Here is a 19766-nt window from a genome sequence, read left to right on the forward strand (position 1 = left end):
AATTTAAAAAATGAGAAAATTTGTCTTTGGACTGATGCTATTAATAGCCTTTTCGGTTTCGGTGGATGCCCAAAATTATAATACCGGTATTGGTTTCAGGGGTGGTTTGTCCAATGGGTTAACCATTAAGCACTATGTAAGTTCATCTAGTGCCATTGAAGGAATAATTGCGGCCAGATGGGGCGGAATGATCATTACCGCACTTTATGAGTTTGACAATGAATTCAATACCGAAGGGTTGAATTGGTATTATGGTGCCGGAGGACATGTGGGTATATGGAATACGCCAAAACATGCTTCATGGTGGGTTGAAGGGGATGTAAGTTCTCCGATTGTTGGAGTGGATGCAGTTTTGGGGATTGAGTATACTTTTCCGGAGTTCCCTCTAAGTATTTCACTTGATTGGAAACCAGCTTTTAACTTAATTGGATACACAGGAGTTTGGGTTGATTCCGGAGCTTTTTCAATTAGATATGTGTTTTAAAATTATCTGATCACCTGAACTAATCTCTGAAAAATAAATCATAGAAATAAAATGAAAGTTGACGGTCAGGAATACCGCACCATTTGGATGGAAGGAACTACGGTCTTTATGATCGAGCAGAATTTACTTCCATTCGAATTTAAAATTCATGAATCAAGTTCTTACTTTGAAACTTGCTTTGCTATTACCACAATGACCGTTCGCGGAGCAGGGGCCTTGGGGGCTGCCGCCGGTTTTGCCATGGCCCAGGCATTCATGCATGCCCCTGTGAATGGTTATTGGGATTTTATTGTTCAGGCCAGAGAAGAAATTGAAGATACGCGCCCCACTGCCAGAAACTTATTTTACGCAGTGGACAGGGTGTTCAAGGCAGGGAAGAATTCAGCAGAAAATGCAGTAAAAGAAGCCCAACTCATTGCCGAAGAAGATGCACGTGATTCAAGGATGATTGGTAAGTTTGGTGCCGAATTATTTGGTGATGAAACAAGGGTTTTAACTCATTGTAATGCAGGTTGGCTGGCATTTGTAAACTATGGAACAGCACTTTCGCCAATATATTATGCAAATAAAGAAGGAAAAAAAATTTTTGTTTATGTGGATGAAACCCGTCCACGGAACCAGGGAGCAAAACTGACTGCCTGGGAACTCAAAAATGAAAAAATCGAGCATGTGATCATTCCCGACAATGCCGCTGCACACTTCATGTCCCAGAAAAAAGTGGACATGGTTATTGTTGGAGCCGATCGAATTGCCTCTAATGGAGATGTGGCCAATAAAATTGGCACCTTGGAAAAAGCCATTATTGCAAAAGAATATGATATCCCCTTTTATGTAGCGGCACCTACTTCTACGTTCGACCTTGAATGCAAAAGTGGACAAAATATCAAAATCGAAAATAGAAGTGAGGAAGAGGTATTATTCCAAACCGGGATGGATGCCAATGGAAATGTTAGCCGGATCAGGGTTGCAGCCATGGGCTCACCTGCCGAAAACCCTGCTTTTGATGTTACCCCTGCCAAATACATCACGGGAATTATTACCGAAAAAGGCATTATCAAGCCCTGTGTTCAGTCTATTAAAAAGGTTTGTAAAAGCTAGTTTCAAGGATTTTCCGTCTAAAGATAGAATGCTTCTAAATAATTTGTAATTTTGACCGATTATGACGGAGCAACCTATTTCAAAATACAGCATTACTGATTGGCTTCCAACCACACTCGAAGAGGTTAAAAGAAGGGGTTGGGATCAGTTGGATGTAATCCTTTTCTCAGGTGATGCTTATGTGGATCATCCTTCATTTGGTCATGCCGTAATTAGCCGTATTATTGAGCAGGCCGGATTTAAAATTGCCATTGTTCCCCAACCCAACTGGCAGGATGATTTGCGCGATTTTAAAAAACTTGGCAAACCCAGATTATTTTTTGGTGTAACTGCCGGATGTATGGATTCGATGGTTAATCATTATACTGCCAACAAACGGCTCCGTTCGAACGATGCCTATACACCGGATGGTAAAGCCGGATTTAGGCCTGATTATGCTACCGTTGTTTATTCAAATATTTTAAAGAAAATTTATCCGGATATCCCTGTTGTTATTGGTGGGGTAGAGGCTTCATTGCGCAGGGTTACCCATTACGATTATTGGTCGGATCAGTTAAAACCTTCCATTTTGGAAGAGAGCAAAGCTGATTTGCTTGTCTACGGAATGGGCGAACAGGCTTTAAAAGAAATACTTGTCCGACTAAGTAACAACCATTCAATTCAGAAACTTAAAGACATTCGTCAGACTGCTTTTTTGCAGGATGAAACAATGGAATTGCCGATTTCGGATTGTGCAACTGTGGAAATTAATTCGCATAAAGATTGTTTAAAAGACAAGAAAGCTTACGCAAGTAATTTTAAAATTATTGAGCAGGAATCTAACAAAGTGCAAGCGCGTCGTATTGTTCAGAAAGTTGGAAAGCAAATGCTGGTTGTAAATCCTCCCTTTCCTGTGATGACTGAAATAGAGATTGATGCGTCTTTTGACTTGCCTTATACCCGTTTGCCCCACCCAAAATACAAAAAACGAGGTCCGATTCCGGCTTACGAAATGATCAGGCATTCGATCAATACACATCGGGGATGTTTTGGCGGTTGTAGCTTTTGTACCATTTCGGCCCATCAGGGAAAATTTGTGGCCAGCCGATCCGAAAAATCGATCTTGAAAGAAGTGGAAGCTGTTACGCAAATGCCCGATTTTAAAGGCTATATCAGCGATATGGGTGGGCCTTCGGCAAACATGTACAAGATGAAGGGGATTCATCAGGGGATTTGTGATAGTTGTTTGCGGCCCAGTTGTATTTTCCCCAAAATCTGTCCGAATCTGGATACGGATCATCATCCCATGAACGATATTTACCGAAAGGCAGCCGCTCATCCGAAAGTTAAAAAAGCCTTTGTTGGAAGTGGTATCCGATATGATATGCTGGTTGATCGCCCTGCAGAAGAGACCAAAAAGAACGGCTATAACGAATACATCGATCAGGTAGTGAAAAATCATGTTTCGGGCCGATTGAAAGTAGCACCCGAACATACTTCCGAGCCGGTTTTAAAACAAATGCGGAAACCATCATTTACCCATTTTCATTCGTTCAAAAAAATATTTGATCAGGCAAATGCGAAAGCGGGATTAAAGCAGCAATTGATTCCTTATTTTATATCGAGCCACCCTGCAAGCACAAACGTTGAAATGGCCGAATTGGCTGTCGACACCAAAGAACTGGGGTTCCAACTGGAGCAGGTGCAGGATTTTACCCCAACCCCTATGACTCTTGCAACCGTAATTTACTATTCGGGGATCGATCCTTATACCATGAAAGAGGTATATACGGCGCGCACCAAAGATGAAAAATTGAACCAAAAGAAATTCTTCTTTTGGTACAAACGTGAGAATTGGCAGTGGATTCGAAATACCTTGGACAAATTGAACCGACCCGATTTGGCTACTAAGCTTTTATCGAATAAAAAATAAATTATTAGGGGTGACACCCTTAGGGTGTCACCCCTAATTTGATAAATTGAACCAACCCGATTTAGCGACCAAGCTTTAGTCGAATAAAAAATAATTTTGAAGTAATTTCTCAATGACCAAAAGGCTGTTCTTATGGGGTGATACCCTTAGGGTATCACCCCATAAGAATTAATAGAATTCTATAAACTTAAATTTTTTTACGATTCGTTGAACGTATATGCCATTAGGGTATCACCCCCAAGAATTCTAATTGCTAATTTGCAAGAGTGACAGTGGATTAAATATCTAGTTTGCAGGGTAAAATTCTACCACAATAATTCTCTTAATAAAATAATCTGAAAAATCAGCATTACTTTTCAGAAGTCCGTCTGCCAAAATGTTCTTTGAGACATCACCAATAGCCTTTTTTATTTTAATATAATTTATAATGGTTGAATCCGATTCTTGAATCAACTCCAGTCCTTTCAAATATTTCCCGAATTTATTAAATGTCTTTAATGGGAATTCTTCATTAGTTAATGAAGAATTATAATTCCAAATCTCCTGTTTTAAGCCACTGCTTTCGAATAATTTGTTAATTTGTTTTTTTTCCGTTGCATTGTAATTCCAACTATATTCATCGTATTCACCACTTTTTATAATTTCAAGATATTTTGCATATGATTTCTCAATTGATATCCCAGATAAATTTGTTTGCAAAAACTTTTCAAAATCAACTACTTTTAGAGTCAACGCGTTTGCTTTATTATTACCTAAGAATTTTTCGAATTGGATGATCCTACTTTCATTAGCTTTACTATCAATATTTTGACAGGAAAAGATTAGAAATATTGAAATTATTATAATACTAATTTTTTTCATGATAGCATAGATTTTGACATGGAATCCACTCGCATATAAAGATTGAAATTTAACCTATAGCAAAAATAAGATTAATGTAAAGATTTTAGCAATGTAATATTAATTAATATCAAACATATCTGTAAGGGCTAAAAATCAATTTAATTAAATTAATTTAAGAGTCTAGATATAATATATTTTCTTTTGTTTTATTTTGACCTCTAACAACTCCATAATGATATTAACCCAGTAATATGATGCCATACAGACATAGCAAAATCATCATCTTCAGGTTCAAATCGTAATAATATTAAGTTTGGTTTAGATCCAGTGTAATCCATACCAGCAGTAACTGAAATTTCATGATACATGACTTGACCCAGATGAGTTTCCGTATGTATCCCAATTTGGTTTGTTAAATGATTGTCATCATAAACAACAGTGATTTCGACATTATGATTATTATATGATGTCTCCACCTGGGCAATGTTATATGAACTTAAGCTTCCAGAATAACCTTCCACCAAATCTGTAACAAATTGTTTTTGACCACTTTCTCTTAAATTTCTAATTAGACATACTATTTCTTTAAAGACATTAGGACCATTAATATTTATTTTATCTTTTACGTCATCAAAAAAATTACTCGTTGCACTACTACCGTTGCCACTTTCATTCTCGTCACCGAAACACTCACTATATAAATACCATTCTGTTGTTCTCGATGAACCATCGGCATAATGATAAGTTGTAACTAAATACCAATCAATACATTCTCCAGGAAGAAGTCCACCCGGAATATCTTTCAAATTATTAGATTTGAATTTTTTTATTCCTTGTCGTGATTTTGATGATAGAATATCACCAGTTTTTAATTCGAGTGCAAGTTGTAATTTGTTATTTAACTTCGTAAAAATTATTTCCCCAGAATAATTGCTTTTTCTAAATGAAAATTCCTTCCTAATATCAAGAGTGTGATCTTTCTTGTCATTATAAAGAAACTCCATTAATTTGACAGAAATAATATCACTCAATATAGTTTCAATATATTCTATAGAATGATTTGATTTAAAATTAACTATACTACCACCAATAATAATTCCTTCTTTTATGTAATAAATTACTTTTTTGTTTTCATTTAATGTATTTTTAAATCCATCTTCTTTAATATTTAAAATGATGATATTATCATCGATTAGATGCAAATTTTCAAAATCAAAAGAACCCAGACTCATTTCTCTCTCTCCCCTATTTAATTGTGCTTTTTGCAATTCATTTTGAGTGAATAAAATAATCCCTTCAAGTAGAATGTTATCATTATTTAAATAATCTGTACCGTTTTTCTTGCAGTTACACATAATGATTGTAATTATTATAGCACCAATCATTAACTTCCATTTTTTTCTCATAATTTTAAATGTTTAGGTTAATAAATAAATAAATTATTATGTGGGGGGTTATTGATTAATTGCAGAAAAGAAGAAAAGGTAACCCTCTTTGGATAATTTTTTTAAAAATCGAATAAATCCTAGGAGAAAACAACTTGCATGCTTTTGTAAAGCATGTGAAAATTTAAAATATAACCACTTTGAAATAATACCAAATTCTTTTTGTAATTAATTGTAAAAAATATTAACAATCAGGCATTGGTATTAAGATTTTAATCGAATGTCGATTTGATTTAGGGATTGGATAACTTGAAGCTATTTTTAATAACTTTGGATAAAACATAATACCAAAGTGAAAATAGCCATTATCGGTTTTGGAGCAGCTGCAATCGGTTTTATCGAACAGATGAAAACGCATGATATCGAAATTCATGTGTTTGAAAAAAGCAAAGACATTTATTCCTCCAGTATTTCAGGAATCAGAGCGGATGGAAAATTGTTCGTTTCGAAGGAGATGGGAGGAGAACTTGATGTAGATGCTCACCTTCAAAAGCAATTGGTCGATTTCTGGATCAGTAAAACAAAAAACAACGGGGTTGAAACAGGTAAATCCTTTTCCGATCCAGAATATTATAAAGCCTTTTATAGCAAAGGATTTCTCCCCATTCATTCCGATTTTTATCATTTGGGAACGGATCAGTTAAAAGAAGTTTTGTATAATATTTTCGAAGAGTATACCGCAGCTAAAAACATTCATTTTCATTTTAATTATGAAGTAAAATCCTTAAAAATTCAGCCAAATACGGTAATTATCAATCAGGAATATGAATTTGAAAAGGTTGTTGTTTCCGTGGGAAGAAGCGGGCATAAACTGATCAAACAAATAATTTCAACAAATCCGGAATTGGTAGTTGATGACACGAAAGTGGATTTAGGTATTCGTTTCGAGCTTCCCAACCATATTGTGGAAGACCTGAATCGTGAGATGTATGAATTTAAAGTAAAGATTAAGAGCCGTACCGGTTATATGGTCAGGACTTTCTGCAATAATCCGTCAGGTTATGTGGTAACCGAAAATTATGGGGATTTCAAAACCGTTAACGGGCATTCAAAACTTAAGGAAAAAAGCAAAAATACCAATTTTGCTATCCTGACTACTGTTCAATTGACAGAACCCTTTAACGATCCAATCGGTTATGGTTCACATATTGCCAAGTTAACGAATCTTTTGGCAGGCAATAAAGTAATCCTGCAAACCTATAGTCATTTTGTCGATTCAAAAAGAACAAAAAATTTATATCGGGTACAACCAACCTTAAATCCTAACAATTTTATTTTGGGAGATATTAACCTTGCGTATCCGAGGAGGGTAATTGAAAGTATTATTGATTTTATCGAGAATTTGAATGAAGTTGTACCGGGAATTTCAAATGCAGATAATCTGGTTTATGCACCCGAAATTAAGTTTTATTCAAATACATTAAATAATGAGCTCTTCCCTCATCTGAAGTTTATCGGTGATTGCTCAGGTTATACCCGTTCGATTATATATGCTACTGCCCATGGCCATTTAATGGCTCAGGAAATATTAAAACAATAAATCAAAATAATTAAAACAAACAAAATGAAAAAATCAAACTTTATCAATTTCAAAGCAATTCCTATGATATTTATAATGATAGGACTGCTTTTATCGGGGCCGATGATGGCTCAAAAGAAAAAAGGGGAAACTCCTCCGGCTTCTAAAGATGAAATAAAATCAAGTACTGTTTCCGGATTAAAGTTCAGAAGCATTGGCCCTGCATTTACCTCAGGCCGTATTTCTGACTTTGCCGTAAACCCTGCCAATCATAGTGAATACTATGTAGCGGTTTCAAGCGGCCATGTCTGGAAAACAGAAAATAACGGGACAACCTTTACACCTGTTTTTGATAGTGAAAGATCATACTCAATAGGAGTGGTCGTAATGGATCCGAACAACTCGAATGTAATTTGGGTAGGTACCGGTGAAAATAACCATCAACGTGCGCTTGGATATGGCGACGGGGTTTATAAATCATTGGATGGTGGGAAAAGCTGGAAAAATATGGGACTGAAAGATTCGCGTCAGATCGGCGGAATCGTGATCAATCCAAAAAATTCCGACATCGTTTTTGTAGCAGCTGAAGGATCAGTCTGGGGACCGGGCGGTGACCGTGGTTTATACAAAACAACGGATGGTGGACAAACCTGGAAAAAAGTGATTGATGTCTCTGTAAATACCGGGATAAACAATGTGATCATGGATCCTCGTGATCCAAATACCTTGTATGCAAGCTCCGAACAACGCAGACGTCATGTTCATACCAAAGTTGGTGGTGGCCCCGAAACGGCAATATACAAATCAACCGATGGTGGCGAAACCTGGCGCAAGCTTACTTCAGGATTACCGCGTGGTGACATGGGTGGAATGGGCCTTGCCATTTCCCCGGTTAACCCTGATGTGATTTATGCGATTATTGAAGCCGAAGGAGAATCCGGCGGGTTCTTCCGTTCAACCAATAGGGGCGAATCATGGAGTAAAATGAGCGCTTATCATTCAAGTGGGCAATATTATAATGAAATTTTTTGCGACCCGGTAGATGTTGATAAAGTTTATTCTGTTGAGACCCGTACAAAGGTCACACTCGATGGGGGTAAAACATGGACTACCGTATCGAATAATGGTGGACGGCATGTGGATGATCATGCCATATGGATTGATCCAAATGATACCAAGCATTATATGATTGGTGGCGATGGTGGTATTTATGAAACTTTTGATGATGCCGCTACATGGATCTTTAAATCTAATCTCCCGGTTACACAGTTTTATAGAGTAGCTACAGATAATACCTATCCTTTCTATTGGGTATTTGGAGGAACTCAGGATAACAATAGTTTTGGAGGACCTACTCAAAATACCAGCCGACAGGGAGTTACCCAAGACGAATGGGTTGTTACACAAGGTGGCGATGGTTTCTGGCAAGCGATTGAACCAGGGAACCCGGATATTGTCTATTCTGAATCACAATACGGCAATATCGGCCGATTTGATAAAAAGAGTGGTGAATCAATTAGTGTAAGACCTGCTCCAAAAAAAGGGGAAGATACTTATAAATGGAACTGGAATGCCCCGTTCTTTATCAGTCATCATTCTCCTACCCGTTTATACATGACTGCCAATAAAGTTTTCAGAAGTGATGATCGCGGAAATACATGGAAAGTAATAAGTGACGATATTACCTCAAAAACTGATCGCAATACCTGGCCGGTAATGGATCAATACTGGAGCATTGATGCTGTTGCAAAAGATTTGTCCACCTCTTTGTTTGGTATGGGTGTTTCTTTGGCTGAATCAAAAGTGCAGGAAAACCTGATTTATGTTGGTACGGATGATGGAGTAATCTCTGTATCCGAACAAGATGGAAAAGAATGGTTCCAGGTAAAGAGTTTTCCTGGTGTACCTGAATATACATACGTTAGTGATATCATGCCTTCAAAATTTGATGCTAACATCGTATTTGCCACTTTTGACAATATTTTAAGGGATGATTTCAAACCTTATGTTCAAAAAAGCACAGATAAAGGAAGAACTTGGAAATCAATTGCCGGCAATTTGCCTGAGAACGAAACCGTTCATTCAATTGAGCAGGATTTCGTTAATCCAGACCTACTTTTTGTAGGAACGGAATTCAGTTGTTATTTTACCATCAATGGTGGTGAAAGCTGGACAAAACTGGCTTCAGGTTTGCCTTCAATTTCGGTAAGGGATATCGCGATCCAAGAAAGGGAGAACGATCTTGTTTTGGCAACTTTCGGTCGTGGTTTCTACATTTTAGATGATTATTCTCCATTAAGAGAGTTAAATCCTGAACTTTTAAAGAAAAACGCCCATGTTTTCCCAATTAAAGATGCGTTAATGTATCTTCAAACAAGTAATAAAAACGTTGGTCAGGGATCAAATGTTTATGTTGCTCCAAATCCTTCATACGGTGCTACGTTTACTTATTATTTAAAGGATGTTCCACAAACTTTGAAACAAAAACGGGCTGATGAGGAGAAAAAACTTTTCAAAGATAAAAAGCCAATTCCAACTCCTACAATGGATGATTTAAGAGCTGAGGAACATCAAATTGCTCCTTATCTGGTATTCACCGTTAGAGATGCAAAAGGCAACATTGTTAGAACCATAAACCAACGTCCGGGCAAAGGAATTAATCGGATTAATTGGGACCTGAGATACGCTTCACCCGGAGCCATCAGATTGACGGGAAATAAATTCACACCTGTTGCCGGTGGTGATGGCCGATCACGATTTGGAGGCGGAGGAGGAGCCCTTGTAATGCCGGCTGTATACACCGTGTCTTTGGATATGATTTTTGACGGGAAAACCACTTCATTGGTTAATCCTGTTTCATTCAATACAAAGAGGTTAAATAATGTGACCATTTCCGGTGATCCTGCTGAATTATTGGCCTTCCAAAATGAGGTAGCACAATTGTCAAATTTGGCTAATGGAACACAATCTATAACCAACGAATTAATGACCAGGGTTCAATATGTGAAGCAAGCAGTTAACAATATGCCAAATGTTCCTTATGAATTGATGTCCAAAGCATCGGTTTTAGAAAAAGAACTGAATGATATAATATGGAAATTTAATGGTCAGCAAGCGAAAGCCAGTCAGGAAGAAAACTGGCCTGCACCTCCTTCAATAAATGAATATTTAGGTGTAGCAGCTTATGGTACATTCAGATCGACTACCGGTCCTACGCAAACCATGAAAGAACAAATGCAACTTGCAAAAGAAGCTTTGAAACCTGTTTACGACAGAATTAAAGTGATATTGGAAGTTGATATCTTAAAACTCGAAGCTGAGTTAGACAAATATGGTGTTCCATTTACACCGGGTCGCTTGCCTGCTTGGGTGAAATAATAATTGTTCAGTAACAATTTTAAAGAGATGGTTCCGGTTGGGATCATCTCTTTTTTATCGAACAAAATATACAATTAACTTAAGGGAAAAAAAGACGTACAATGATGTTTCTAATTATTACAGTGGTTAACGTTAGTTTGTTTATTATTAGGGCATTAACAATTATCTTTATTATATTCTTATGATAACTTGAATCTGATAAAAGTTTGATTATATTTGTATAATTGCGTATGGTTAGTTTGTCAAAACAGAGAAATATCATACAACATGAAAAGGCATTTTTTAATTTTCAACTTGGTCTTTTTTATAATTCTTAATCTGTTATTCATTCAGAGTATTCATGGTCAAACTGCTTTGAAGATTACTAAAACAGATGATTCCAGATCGATAGTATTTTGTTATGTTGAACTTTACGGAAGGATTATTGATCTTAATAAAAAAAAGGAGAAAGGATACTGCATTGTTAATGTTATGGATAAAAATGGGGTCAAAAAATATTTCGTTGGTCAGGATAGTTCATATGTTTTACGAGAAGATTTTGTGGAAATTTTGGGAGCATTTTTTGAGTATACAACTCCTAAATCAGGTGCAGATGAAAATGTTAAAATGCAAATAATTGGGCACAATGATGGATACATTATTGCATTTACAAATGTTCCTGCCGGATTTTTTAAAATTACCAAATTACAAACACGGAAAGAGGAAACATTTTTTACTAATCCAGTAGAATGTAAAAGCTGTTTGAATACAAATATTTCTTCAATAGTGCCATCTGGAACAGTTCATTTTATAGGATCATTTCGAATTAATTTTGGCTTTAATTATTGTTATTATCACGAATTTCAGAAAATCGGGAAAGTCATTGTTCAGGATTTTATTAGGAATCCTAAAAACAATGCATATATTCAAGATCAAAGTCTAGATGAATGTATTCAATTGGAATCTACTTCGAAGATAGAATTGATGAAAATTATGATGAAGAAGGCAGGAGGAGATTGGGGCATAATGTTGGCTAAATCTCTTGAGGAATAATGTGTGTAAACAAGTAAAATAAAACTCACTTTTTAATCTGAAAGCTTTAATTTTTTGACTAGTCATTTTTTGCAAGTTAGTTCATAATCTTAGAGATTATTTATCAAAAACCTTCATTATTTTATTCAGATAAATGATAGCCTGTTGCTTTGGTAAGAATCACAAATTCGGCAACTGAGAGCTGCTCAGCACGCTTTGTAAGTAAGTGGGCGATTTCCTCTGTCATATCAAATGAAAAGGTGCTAAGGGCATTCCTTAACGTTTTGCGCCGCTGATTAAAGGCTGTTTTTACAATGGCTTTAAAATCACTGTCACTGCATTCCAATGAGCTTACTTCATTTCTTTTTAAACGGATAATTGCCGATTTTACTTTAGGTGGTGGAAAAAAGACGCCCTCTTTAACTGTAAATAAATATTCGATGGTATAATAAGCTTGAAGCAATACACTTAAAATACCATAAGTTTTACTTCCCGGAGGAGCTGCAATCCGCTCTGCCACTTCTTTTTGAACCATCCCAACCACTTCGTGAACCTGGTTTTTATTATCGAGTGTTTTGAAAAATATCTGAGAAGAAATGTTGTAAGGGAAATTGCCTACGATGCAAAATTTTTCCTCCCCAAAAAGTGCTTTTAAATCATATTTTAAAAAATCGGCAAGAATCAGATTGGGCGTAATTTCAGGAAATTTTATGTTTAGATATTCAACCGATTCTCTGTCGGTTTCAATATAGCGCATATTGAGTTTTTTATTCTGAAGAAAATACTGGCTCAGAACTCCTTTTCCCGGGCCAATTTCAACAACGTTCACAGCGTCGTCGCTGATACTGCTTACAATTTTTTGAGCAATATGCAAATCTGTTAAAAAATGCTGACCGAGTGATTTTTTGGGTCGTACCATTTTAACTGATTAAATCAAATCCGGTGTAAGATTGTAATGCTTTTGGGATTTTAATTCCTTCCTGCGTTTGGTTGTTTTCGAGTAAAGCAGCAACAATACGGGGCAATGCCAAAGCACTTCCGTTTAAAGTATGAGCCAGATTTATTTTGCCGTCTTTGTCTTTAAACCTTAATTTCAAGCGATTGGCCTGAAAACTTCCAAAGTTTGAAACCGAACTTACTTCCAGCCACATTTTTTGTGCGGCCGAAAAAACCTCGAAATCATAAGTCAAGGCTGAGGTGAAGCTCATATCTCCACCACAAAGTCGTAAAATGCGGAACGGAAGTTCAAGTTTTCGAAGTAAAGAGGCAACATAATCTTTCATTGCTTCTATGGTTTCGTATGATTTATCGGGATGTTGAATCTGAACGATCTCCACTTTATCAAATTGATGCAAGCGGTTTAAGCCCCGAACATCTTTCCCATACGAACCGGCTTCACGACGGAAGCAGTTTGAATAAGCTACGTTCTTAACCGGGAAATCATCTTCTTTTAAAATAACATTTCGGTAAATATTGGTAATCGGAACTTCAGCGGTTGGGATCAGGTAAAAATTGTCTTCACCAATAAAATACATCTGACCTTCCTTGTCGGGCAATTGTCCGGTACCATAGGCAGAATCTTCGTTTACAAATAAAGGTGGCTGAAATTCGGTATAACCTGATTTGATGGCTTCATCCAAAAAAAAGTTGATTAATGCACGTTGTAAACGGGCACCGGCAGCTTTATAAAATGGAAATCCGGCTCCTGTAACTTTATTGCCAAGATCAAAATCGATGATATCATATTGCTTGATCAGTTCCCAATGAGGTTTTGCTCCATCGTACAAATTTGGGAATTCGCCTTCTTCAAAAATGATTTCGTTATCCTCAGCCGATTTCCCGGCAGGGACACTTGAATGCGGAATATTAGGAAATTCAATCAGTTTATCAGAGAGATTTTTTGAAATAAGTGCCAGGTCATCAGCTAATACTTTTGAAGATAGTTTTAAATCGGCCGTTTTCTGCTTAAACTCATTTGCCTTCGCAGTTTCTCCGCTTTTATATAAATCGCCAATTAGTTTCGCCAATTTATTTGATTCTGATAATTGATCATCTAATAATTTTTGGGTAGCTTTTCGTTTATCATCGAGCTGAATAACCTCCTCAATAAGCTCGGATGCATTGAAATTTTTAATGGATAAAAGGCGAATCGCTTCTTCTGTGTTTTCTCTAATAAAACTGATTTGCAACATTTTGGTAAAATTTTATACAAAAGTAAGGGTTTAAAAAGATAATTGAACAAAAAAAATCCTCTCGTCATAAACGAGAGGATTTTTTTAATATTTTAATATTTATTAGTTTGCAGCGACGGTAACTTCCTCAAAAGGTACTACTGAAACGTATGATTTGTTATTTTTTTTCTTCCTGAATTCAACAGTTCCTGTTTTTAAAGCGAATAGGGTGTGGTCTTTTCCCATACCTACATTTTCACCTGCATTGTGAACAGTTCCTCTTTGACGGATGATGATATTACCAGCTTGTGCAAACTGACCACCATAAATTTTCACACCTAAACGTTTACTAAGTGATTCACGACCGTTATTTGAACTACCGGCACCTTTTTTATGAGCCATAATTGTATATTTTTAATGTTATTCTTTATCAGTTTTCTTTTTTGCAACTTTTGCTTTAGGAGCTGTAGCTTCTTTTTTTGCTTTTGGGGCAGCAGCTTTTTTTACAGTTTCGATTTTCTCAACAACGGCTTCTGCTTTTGGTTCTACAGTTTTTACAGCGGCTTTTGCAGTTTCTTTTTTGGCGGCAGCTTCATTTTCAGCAATTAACTCAATTTGAATTTTGCTAAAATACTGGCGGTGGCCATTGGCTTTCTGATAACCTTTTCTTCTTTTTTTGTGGAATACAGTAACTTTGTCACCTTTTTCATGAGAAAGAATTTTAGCAGAAATACTGGCACCTTTTACAAAAGGAGTACCAACACTTACTTTGCCATCAACATCTAACAACATTACATCGCTAAATTTCACTTCTGAACCTTCTTCTCCTTCCAGGCGATGAACAAAAATCTCTTGATCTTTTTCCACCTTAAACTGCTGTCCGGCTATATCAACAATTGCGTACATCTCAATTTTTTTTAAAATTCCGTTATTTTTTGGAAGTGCAAAATTAGTAAAATTATTTTATGCACAAAGCATTTAATGATAATTTTTTAAACGAATTCACTTTTTAAAATCAAAGACTTTCAAGTGCTTGGCATTAACAAGGAAGACCCCAACTAAAATCATCAAAATCCATAGGATATAAACCACGCTGAAATGCTCTCCATCAAAAACCCCCCAAAGTAAGGCAACAATTGGAATTAAATAAGTAACCGAGGAGGCAAAAATTGCGGTATTTATTTTGATCAGGTAATTGAAGAAAATCAAGGCGACTGCGGTTCCGACTATTGCCAGAGTTGAAACATAGGCCAGCCCGAGCCAAAAATTCGGATCCTGATTCAGTTGGTTTATGAATGGAGTTGAAACAAACAAATAGATTAATGCCGGTAATCCGAAAATGAAAAAAGAAAAAATGGTCACCGTAAATGAATCAAGATCCTGTAAAAAAGATTTGATCATGTTGGCATTAAGCGCATAAAAAATAGTTGCTAATATGATGTATGCGGCATATCCAAAATTAAATTCAAAACTGGCATTACCAGAAACAGAAATTAAGCCAATCGCACCAGTTAAGCCAATCAATACCCCAAGTACATTAATCCACTTAACTTTTATTTTAAAAAAAGCCAATCCAAGAAGCAAAGTGAATAAGGGTGACAGAGAGTTCAATACTCCTGCAGTGGCACTATCTATCCCTTTTTGAGCCATCGGGAAAAGAAAAGCGGGTGCGGAACTTCCAATCCCAATAAAAAGCAAAGCTATCCAATGTTTACGGTTAAGTTTTTTTAAACGTTTAAATGCAAAAGGCAATAATATCAAAAAGGTGATTCCTAACCTCAGGCATCCAATTTGTGAACTTGAGAAAACGGTCAATCCTTTTTTGATTAAGATAAAGGAACTGCCCCAAGTCAGCATTAGAGAAAGTAGTATGAGCCAGGATACTATAGTTGTTTTAGCTATTTTCATCGTTATTTTGCAGAATCCACAAAGATATAATTTAATTATTCTCTTGGCTTACTATATTTTTTTCTACTAAAATCAATTTGATATCTTTGCACCTCAAAGAAAAGAACAATGATTTCGGTTAATAATATAGGATTGAGTTTTTCGGGTAATGTATTGTTTGAGAATATTAGTTTTTTGATCAATATAAGCGATCGCATCGGATTGGTTGGTAAGAATGGTGCCGGTAAAACTACAATTTTAAAAATTATTGCCGGCAAATTGGCCGCGAATTCAGGAGAGATTGTAACACCCTCAGGAATGGCATACGGCTATTTGCCTCAGGAAATGAAGATCGTTAGTTCCCGTTCAATTCTGGATGAAACGCTTACCACTTTTAGTGAGATCCGACAGATCGAAAAAAATATTAAAAACCTGACTTCACAAATTGAAAATCGTACCGATTTTGATAGCCCCAAATATCTTGAGCTCATTGATAATTTAGCGCATGAGAATGAAAATTATCAAATCCATGGTGGTTCTTCGGCACAGGCCGATGTTGAAAAGGTGCTTAAAGGGTTGGGATTTAGTCAGAATGATTTAACCCGATCAATTACAGAGTTTAGCAATGGCTGGCAAATGAGGGTTGAATTGGCAAAAATTTTATTGCGCCAACCTGCATGCCTGTTGCTCGATGAGCCTACCAATCATTTGGATATTGAATCTATTCAATGGCTTGAAGATTATTTGATAAATTATCCCGGAGCTTTGATGCTGGTGTCGCACGATCGGGCATTTTTGGATAATGTAACAAAGCGTACCATCGAAATTAATCAAGGTAAAATTTACGATTATAAAGCTTCCTATTCTGATTATGTGAGATTGAGAGAGGAGCGTTTGGATCAGCAAACATCAACCTATAATAACCAGCAAAAGCAAATTAAGGAAGTTGAAAAGTTTATCGAGCGCTTTCGATATAAAAGTACCAAATCCAAACAGGTTCAGTCGAGGATTAAGTCTTTGGATAAAATGGATAAAATCGAGATTGAAGAAATTGATAAGTCTTCCATCCATTTTCGATTTCCTCCGGCCCCTGCTGCAGGAAAAATTGTAGTTGAAGCAAGGAATTTATCAAAACATTATGGCTCAAAAATGGTGCTTGATAAAATCAATTTCATGGCATTAAGCGGGGAAAAAATTGCCTTTGTCGGAAAAAACGGGGAAGGGAAGACCACTTTTGCAAAAATTATTGGTAATACCCTTGATTACGAAGGAGAGCTTAAAGCAGGTTATAATGTTACAATGGGCTATTATGCCCAGAATCAATGGGAAATGCTTAATCCTGAGCTTACCGTTTTTGAAACGGTAGATGAGGTGGCCATTGGCGATATCAGAGCCCGTTTAAGAACCTTGCTCGGTAGTTTTTTATTTAGTGGCGAAGCGATTGACAAAAAAGTAAAAGTTTTATCAGGGGGCGAAAAATCGAGATTGTCGTTAGCTAAACTGCTTTTATCCCCGGTTAATTTGTTGATATTGGATGAGCCAACCAATCATCTGGATATGCGATCAAAGGACATCCTTAAAAATGCGTTGTTGATGTATGAGGGCGCGTTGATCATCGTGTCGCATGACCGGGATTTTTTGCAGGGATTGACAACTCGTGTGATCGAATTCAAGAATAAAACCATCAAAGAGTATTTGGGAGATATCTATTATTTTTTGGAGAAGAAAAAACTAGAGGATTTGTCGCAGCTGAATGAAGCTTCAAAAAATACACAATTGAAAGAAAAAACACTCTCCGACAATAAGCTTAAGTATGAACAGAAGAAAGAATTTGAACGTGAAATAAGGAAGATAAACACCCAGATCACCAAAAGTGAATCAAGCATTGAATTGATTGAAAAAGAAATAGAAACGATGGATCAAAAGTTGGCATCTCCCGATCAGTATCAGGAGGAAATCAATTCGGGTGAATTGTATAAAAATTATGATATACTTAAGAAAAAGCTGAACCAGGAAATGAAGAGATGGGAAGAACTTCAGTATGAATTGGAAGTTGTCCAATCGAACCTTGAATCAACTTAATAATCCCGCTTAATCAATCTTTCGGCCAGCATTTTTAATTCATTCCTGCCTTCTTCTTCAACCTGAATCTTCTCCAAATAAATTAATGACTGGTTATAGTATCTGTATATTTCATCCCGTACATATTTATCAACTTTTAAATCTGAATAAACCTTTTTAATTTGTTGAACTTTTAGTTGATGATCGGGATGGTTAGTGATGAAATGCTGTTTTAACGATGCCAGTGATGCTCCTGAAGCAAGCTCAAAAGCTTTTATGTAAAGAAAAGTTTTTTTGTTGGTAATAATATCTCCACCTATTTGCTTGCCGAATTTTTTTTCGTCGCCGAATACATCCAGCAAGTCATCTTGTAATTGAAACGCCATCCCCAAATGTTCACCGAAACTATAAATATTATCAATGTTTTCCTGAGTAGTATCACCGATAATGGCTCCAATTTTTAAACTTGCTCCAATAAAAACTGCGGTTTTTAGCCTGATCATGTTCAAATAGTCCTGAATGGTAATCTGGGGCTGTTCTTCATAGTTCATGTCCAGTTGTTGTCCCTCACAAACTTCAATGGCTGTTTTATTGAAAACTTCTAAAATGTCCGGTAAATACTTTGGGTCCGTTTTGGTGATGTATTTATAAGCCAATGCAAACATGGTATCGCCCGATAAGATAGCGATATTCTGATTCCATTTGCGATATACAGTTTCTTTTCCACGCCTGATTGGAGCATCGTCCATGATATCATCGTGTAGCAAAGTAAAATTATGAAAGACTTCAATTCCCATAGCAGGGCTGATGATGTTCTCAAACTTCCCGCTAAAAATATTACAAGCCAATAAAGCAATGACCGGTCTGATTCGTTTACCTCCCAAGGCTAAAGTATAAGCTATTGGGTCATACAACTCATGTGGCTCGAAATTAAAATTCTGATATTTTATGAATTCATTGAATTTTTGATAATGGTATTCATATTTCTGCATCTCTTCTTCCTATTTCCCTTTAAGCAAATTCATTAAATAATCTCCGTAACCGCTTTTAAGCAATGGTTGGGCAAGTTTTTCCAATTGAACAGCATCAATAAATTTTCTGCGGTATGCCACCTCTTCAATACAGCCAACCTTTAATCCCTGTCGGCTTTCAATTACTTCAACATATTGACTGGCCTGCAGCAAAGAAGTGAATGTACCCGTATCAAGCCATGCCGTTCCACGGCTAATAATTCCAACTTTAAGTTTTCCGGCATTCAAATAATGTTTGTTCACATCTGTAATTTCATATTCGCCTCGGGCACTTGGCTTCAGGTTTTTGGCAACTTCAACAACAGAGTTATCATAGAAATATAAACCAGGTACTGCATAATTTGATTTAGGATTTTTTGGTTTTTCTTCTATTGAAAGGGCCTTAAAATTTTCATCAAACTCAATAACTCCATACCTTTCAGGATCATTTACATGATAAGCAAAAACAACACCTCCATCAGGATCTTTTGCACTTTCCCATAACAGATTTTGCATTCCGCTGCCATAAAAGATATTATCCCCCAAGATGAGCGAAACACTATCTTTTCCAATAAATTCTTCACCCAGCACAAAGGCCTGAGCCAAACCATTTGGAATTTTTTGTTCAACATATGAGAATTTACATCCTAATTGTGAACCATCGCCCAACAATTTTCTGAAATTTGGCAAATCTTCAGGAGTAGAAATAATTAGGATTTCATTGATGTTTGCCATCATCAGAATGGATAGCGGATAATAGATCATAGGTTTGTCGTAAATAGGCATAAGCTGTTTACTGACGGCTAATGTAAGCGGATGTAAACGGGTTCCGGATCCTCCTGCTAAAATAATTCCTTTCATGTTTTAGATGTTAGATGTTAGAACTTAGATATTAGATATATATTAAGTTAATCTGAAATCCTTTGTCCAATTTTTTATTTGCTCTT

The 19766-nt window shown here is 36.4% G+C and carries 16 protein-coding genes; 7 read left to right on the top strand and 9 right to left on the bottom strand.

Annotation, left to right across the window (positions count from 1 at the left end; translation table 11 throughout):
* Nucleotides 1–10: 10 nt before the first annotated feature.
* The 3 genes from KKG99_01580 (at nucleotide 11) to KKG99_01590 (ending at nucleotide 3494) form a co-directional block, all read left to right on the top strand.
* Nucleotides 11–484 carry a hypothetical protein gene (locus KKG99_01580; GenBank protein ID MBU1011671.1) on the top strand — a complete coding sequence of 158 codons (474 nt, stop codon included), beginning with the start codon at nucleotides 11–13 and terminating at the stop codon, nucleotides 482–484.
* 51 nt (nucleotides 485–535) lie between these two features.
* The gene (mtnA, locus tag KKG99_01585; protein MBU1011672.1) at nucleotides 536–1582 is read left to right on the top strand and encodes an S-methyl-5-thioribose-1-phosphate isomerase; all 1047 of its coding nucleotides are present in this window, start codon (nucleotides 536–538) and stop codon (nucleotides 1580–1582) included.
* A 61-nt stretch (nucleotides 1583–1643) separates the two neighbouring features.
* Nucleotides 1644–3494 carry a YgiQ family radical SAM protein gene (locus KKG99_01590; GenBank protein MBU1011673.1) on the top strand — a complete coding sequence of 617 codons (1851 nt, stop codon included), beginning with the start codon at nucleotides 1644–1646 and terminating at the stop codon, nucleotides 3492–3494.
* 285 nt (nucleotides 3495–3779) lie between these two features.
* Here KKG99_01590 and KKG99_01595 read toward each other — a convergent pair whose 3' ends face one another.
* The gene (locus KKG99_01595) at nucleotides 3780–4355 is read right to left on the bottom strand and encodes a hypothetical protein (GenBank protein ID MBU1011674.1); all 576 of its coding nucleotides are present in this window, start codon (nucleotides 4353–4355) and stop codon (nucleotides 3780–3782) included.
* Between the two features lie 200 nt (nucleotides 4356–4555).
* The gene (locus tag KKG99_01600; protein ID MBU1011675.1) at nucleotides 4556–5743 is read right to left on the bottom strand and encodes a hypothetical protein; all 1188 of its coding nucleotides are present in this window, start codon (nucleotides 5741–5743) and stop codon (nucleotides 4556–4558) included.
* Between the two features lie 331 nt (nucleotides 5744–6074).
* Here KKG99_01600 and KKG99_01605 point away from each other — a divergent pair, with 331 nt between their 5' ends.
* The 3 genes from KKG99_01605 (at nucleotide 6075) to KKG99_01615 (ending at nucleotide 11711) form a co-directional block, all read left to right on the top strand.
* The gene (locus KKG99_01605; GenBank protein MBU1011676.1) at nucleotides 6075–7322 is read left to right on the top strand and encodes an NAD(P)/FAD-dependent oxidoreductase; all 1248 of its coding nucleotides are present in this window, start codon (nucleotides 6075–6077) and stop codon (nucleotides 7320–7322) included.
* A gap of 63 nt (nucleotides 7323–7385) precedes the next feature.
* Nucleotides 7386–10679 carry a glycosyl hydrolase gene (locus KKG99_01610; GenBank protein ID MBU1011677.1) on the top strand — a complete coding sequence of 1098 codons (3294 nt, stop codon included), beginning with the start codon at nucleotides 7386–7388 and terminating at the stop codon, nucleotides 10677–10679.
* Between the two features lie 267 nt (nucleotides 10680–10946).
* Nucleotides 10947–11711 carry a hypothetical protein gene (locus KKG99_01615; protein ID MBU1011678.1) on the top strand — a complete coding sequence of 255 codons (765 nt, stop codon included), beginning with the start codon at nucleotides 10947–10949 and terminating at the stop codon, nucleotides 11709–11711.
* A gap of 121 nt (nucleotides 11712–11832) precedes the next feature.
* Here KKG99_01615 and rsmA read toward each other — a convergent pair whose 3' ends face one another.
* The 5 genes from rsmA to KKG99_01640 form a co-directional block, all read right to left on the bottom strand.
* Nucleotides 11833–12609, bottom strand: coding sequence for a 16S rRNA (adenine(1518)-N(6)/adenine(1519)-N(6))-dimethyltransferase RsmA (gene rsmA, locus KKG99_01620; GenBank protein MBU1011679.1), 777 nt, complete (start codon nucleotides 12607–12609; stop codon nucleotides 11833–11835).
* 1 nt (nucleotide 12610) lies between these two features.
* Nucleotides 12611–13882: a serine--tRNA ligase gene (gene serS, locus KKG99_01625; GenBank protein ID MBU1011680.1), complete on the bottom strand. Its 1272-nt coding sequence runs from the start codon at nucleotides 13880–13882 to the stop codon at nucleotides 12611–12613.
* Nucleotides 13883–13984: 102 nt separating this feature from the next.
* Complete coding sequence (gene rpmA, locus KKG99_01630; GenBank protein MBU1011681.1) at nucleotides 13985–14263, bottom strand: 50S ribosomal protein L27; 279 nt, start codon at nucleotides 14261–14263, stop codon at nucleotides 13985–13987.
* Nucleotides 14264–14281: 18 nt separating this feature from the next.
* Nucleotides 14282–14767 carry a 50S ribosomal protein L21 gene (rplU, locus tag KKG99_01635; protein ID MBU1011682.1) on the bottom strand — a complete coding sequence of 162 codons (486 nt, stop codon included), beginning with the start codon at nucleotides 14765–14767 and terminating at the stop codon, nucleotides 14282–14284.
* A 96-nt stretch (nucleotides 14768–14863) separates the two neighbouring features.
* The gene (locus KKG99_01640) at nucleotides 14864–15769 is read right to left on the bottom strand and encodes a DMT family transporter (GenBank protein MBU1011683.1); all 906 of its coding nucleotides are present in this window, start codon (nucleotides 15767–15769) and stop codon (nucleotides 14864–14866) included.
* 108 nt (nucleotides 15770–15877) lie between these two features.
* On the opposite strand from KKG99_01640, the gene KKG99_01645 reads away from it, so the two are divergent.
* Nucleotides 15878–17830, top strand: a complete 1953-nt coding sequence (locus tag KKG99_01645; protein ID MBU1011684.1) for an ABC-F family ATP-binding cassette domain-containing protein — start codon at nucleotides 15878–15880, stop codon at nucleotides 17828–17830.
* Here the strand turns inward: KKG99_01645 and KKG99_01650 are convergent.
* On the bottom strand, nucleotides 17827–18801 hold the full coding sequence (locus tag KKG99_01650; protein ID MBU1011685.1) for a polyprenyl synthetase family protein: 975 nt from the start codon (nucleotides 18799–18801) through the stop codon (nucleotides 17827–17829). The two genes, KKG99_01645 and KKG99_01650, sit on opposite strands and share 4 nt — an antisense overlap.
* 9 nt (nucleotides 18802–18810) lie before the next feature.
* Entirely contained in the window at nucleotides 18811–19680 is an 870-nt protein-coding gene (gene rfbA / locus KKG99_01655) for a glucose-1-phosphate thymidylyltransferase RfbA (protein MBU1011686.1), read from the bottom strand.
* Between the last annotated feature and the right edge of the window lie 86 nt (nucleotides 19681–19766).

The organism is Bacteroidota bacterium, assembly GCA_018816945.1.
Lineage (GTDB): Bacteria > Bacteroidota > Bacteroidia > Bacteroidales.